This window comes from Nostoc sp. CALU 546 (assembly GCF_048836525.1).
Genome location: NZ_JAWJTF010000219.1, coordinates 1 through 3,685, shown reverse-complemented (window position 1 = coordinate 3,685; position 3,685 = coordinate 1). Strand labels below are relative to the sequence as shown.

General features: G+C 35.5%; 3 protein-coding genes. All 3 read left to right on the top strand.

Going from position 1 to position 3,685, the window contains the following annotated elements:
- Positions 1-196: hypothetical protein (locus RRG12_RS41765; protein ID WP_420763199.1), on the top strand; the 196-nt coding region annotated here is incomplete at its 5' end.
- 517 nt (positions 197-713) lie between these two features.
- The gene (locus RRG12_RS41760; RefSeq protein ID WP_069073711.1) at positions 714-1,511 is read left to right on the top strand and encodes a WecB/TagA/CpsF family glycosyltransferase; all 798 of its coding nucleotides are present in this window, start codon (positions 714-716) and stop codon (positions 1,509-1,511) included.
- A 507-nt stretch (positions 1,512-2,018) separates the two neighbouring features.
- Positions 2,019-3,500, top strand: a complete 1,482-nt coding sequence (locus RRG12_RS41755) for a lipopolysaccharide biosynthesis protein (protein ID WP_420761176.1) — start codon at positions 2,019-2,021, stop codon at positions 3,498-3,500.
- Positions 3,501-3,685 lie beyond the last annotated feature (185 nt).

Sequence of the window (3,685 nt, the reverse complement as noted above, 5' to 3'; positions counted from 1 at the left end):
TCTCCCCGTAAAGAAGGCAGGAATGACAAAGGTAGAGGCGGTTCTGCTAGGAAGCGTCAACTCAAAAAGCAAAGGCAAATGTTACTGCAAAGACTCAAGGAAACTAATAAACCAGAGAATAACAAAAATGAGAGAGCAGGGGAAGATAAGTTTATCTTCCCCTTATTTTTTTGGCTTTTATTTCAGAAAAAAATAAAATTTAGGAATTTTTCAATATATAGACTCAATTAAATCTTTGGAAAAGAATAATAAAAATTTATTAGTCATTCTTAAAAAGATACTAATTTGAATTAAACCTCTTAAGCCCATAATTACGTATCAAATCAGCAGACTAAGTGTCTAGAATTTTACATTTACACGCAAGCACGCTATGTAGCAAATGCTGCTTAGTTAAATATATATCCATAGGAATTTGTCGCAATTGTAATGTTTGCATGAACAAATCAAAAATTAATTATGAAGAAAGTATGAATTTTGTCAAATAGCGCCTAGAATTATCAGCTTAAAACAGTAAGCTAGGACAAAACACCAAAGAATCCTAGTGTTAGCGATTAAGCTAAAAGTATACTAAGAAGGTAATTGCACCTCCATGTGTTAACTTCCAACGATCACACAAACCTACAAAAAGTCAGGAGTAATCCAATCCAAATTATTCAATATTCGGAATGGTCTAGGTAATCTATGGATTTTTTTCTCGGACACAGGAGTTATTGATGGTGGCGAGAGTGTTTCTACCTACTAAAAAAGTGCTTGATTTTTCTATTACCGCTTTACGCTTTGACGATCAGGTACAAACAATACTTAAGTGGGCGAATAGGCGTGAGAGTAAAGCTGTATATGTAGCCAATGTACACATGCTCATTGAAGCTCATTGGAATCCAGAGTTTGCCACCGTATTACGAAATGCAGACATAGTTACTCCTGATGGTATGCCTCTCGTATGGATGATGCGAAAAATGGGAGCGCTCTACCAAGACCGTGTGGCAGGGATGGATATTTTCCTCGCATTGTGTCAGCGAACTCAAACACAAAATCTGAGTATTTTCTTTGTCGGTTCCCAAACAGAAATTCTTTCTAGAATGCAAAAAAGGTTAGAGCAGGAATTTCCGCAAATTAAGATTGCGGCGATGGAACCTCTACCCTTTCGTCCCCTGACTGAAACTGAAGATGAAGCTTTGGTTCAAAAGATTAATTCTAGTGGTGCCAGCACCGTCTTAGTATCTCTGGGATGTCCCAAACAAGAAAATTGGATAGCTCAACATAAGGGTAAAATACAAGCTGTAATGATTGGACTGGGTGGAGTTTTCCCAGTTTATGCAGGAATTCACAAGCGGGCACCCCGTATAGTTCGAGACTTAGGACTTGAATGGCTGTATCGATGGATTCAAGAACCGCGCCGACTTTGCGGCCGCTATGCTAAGACAATTCCACTCTTTATATGGCTGGCTACGAAGCAACTACTATCATCAAGTCGTATTGCAGCGGTCTTCCTTCACGAAACCGGAGACTGAAGGAAAAGGGCGTCGAATAAATGCCGGATGAATTGGCGGTTTAAACCATTGAAAATTCGTTCCAAATTGGGCGAAATCATCCCATGATTGAGTCTTCTGTAGACAACAACATTGTTGATAATATGTCAACTGTAATAATCGAAAAAATCTAAAACAAAAATAACATTACATTAACACAAGAATTATCAAAGTCACATTGCATCCAAGGCTTAAGAATCTAAGCAACAGGCATTTTGTGTAAAAATCTAATAGGCTCATCAATAAATTTTCTCCTAAAAGTACCTTGAATAGCTGCCAATTTTTAAAAAGATTGTGGTAGACTCTTCTAGGACTAATTACTTAATATAAATAGCAATTTTCGTAATATATAAGTCGCTTTGCATGGTAATCATAAACTTACACAGAAATAGGGTAAGACCTAATGGCGTGAAAAAATAATCCAGCTACTTAAGGCTGAAAGCATTAAAAATACATATTACCTTAGATTCTTTTATTGGTAAACTATTAATGGAATCACCTCAAACCTCATCAAATTTACGAGAAAAAGCTGTTAAAAGCGTTATTTGGACAGCTATTGAAAGTTGGGGACGCCAAGCAATATCTTTAGTTGTTTTCTTTATTCTAGCTCGTTTACTTAGTCCAGAAAATTTTGGTTTAATTGCTCTAGCATATATTTTTATTGAATTTGTACAAATTTTTGTTGACCAAGGATTCTCTGTAGCAATTATCCAGCGTCAGGAGATAGATGCGGAGCACTTAGACACTGCATTTTGGACAACTTTAGGGATAAGTATACTCTTGACCGTGTTAAGTATTGCTGGTGCTGGATTAGTCGCTGATTTACTTAAACAGCCGCAGTTAATACCAATTATTCAATACTTATCTATAAGTTTTACGCTTAGTGGGTTGAGCAGTGTGCAGCAAGCGGTTCTTGAACGTAGGTTCGCATTCAAAAGTTTAGCAATACGCTCACTACTAGCAGTGATAATAGGTGGGATAGTTGGCGTAGTGATGGCTTTTTTCAATTTTGGCGTTTGGAGTCTTGTAGGTCAACAAATATCTAGTAGTTTAGTGCAAGTTTTAGTATTGTGGCGAGTTAGCGATTGGCGACCAGGATTCAAATTTTCTGTCATACATGCTAAAGAACTTTTTACCTTTGGAATTAATATATCTGCATTTAATATAATTAACTTTTTCAATCGCCGATCCGATGATTTACTAATTGGCTACTTTTTAGGACTAGTTGCATTAGGTTATTACTCAGTTGCTTACAAATTGCTTCTAGTAATGATGCAAGTCTTGATCACTACCACAACTAAGGTTGCACTACCAATATTTTCTAGGTTACAGGGAGAGCCAGAACGGTTACTCAATGCTTTCTATAGTGCTACTCAGTTCACAAGTCTACTTGTTTTTCCAGTATTTTTGTGTGTACCAGCGTTAGCACCTGAATTTATAAAGGTCTTTTTTGGTGAGCAGTGGATTCAGAGTATTCCAGTATTGCAAGTACTATCGCTTATTGGCCCTGTTCACTTAATTTTCTTTTATAACAATTCTGTAATTCTGGCGCTGGGAAAACCTTCGTGGAGGCTATGGATACAAGTGATAAATACAGTTACTAATGTCGTCGGTTTTGCTCTGGCAGTCAAATGGGGCATTGTAGCTGTTGCATCTGCTTATGTAATTCGTGGTTACTTAATATTACCTATTTCGTTATTAGCTATTAATAAACTTGTTAAAATGAGTTTAATTAACTATTTACGTTTGTACATAGTGCCTTTTGTAGCTTCTGGAGTAATGATTGGAACTATATTAATAACTAAATATTTCTTTGGAAAATTTATTGAAGCGTGGATGCTACTAATTATTTCATTGCTATTGGGTATTTCTATTTATATTTTTGTTCTCTCAGTAATATCGCCAAAGCTTTTCAGACAATTACTTGACTTAGCAAGAACTTTGAATATCAAAATAACAAAGAAAGCATGATACATAACATGTTAACATCTTTACAATAACAAGATTTTAATACTTCTTAACTAATACTTAATATAATGTAGCTAAATTATAAGAAAAAATATTCGACTTCATACAACTAGTTAGCAAAGAATATTAGCTGTCAAATTAACACCAGAATCATAGTTTAGTTTATCAGAGAGAGGAAATATGAAAAT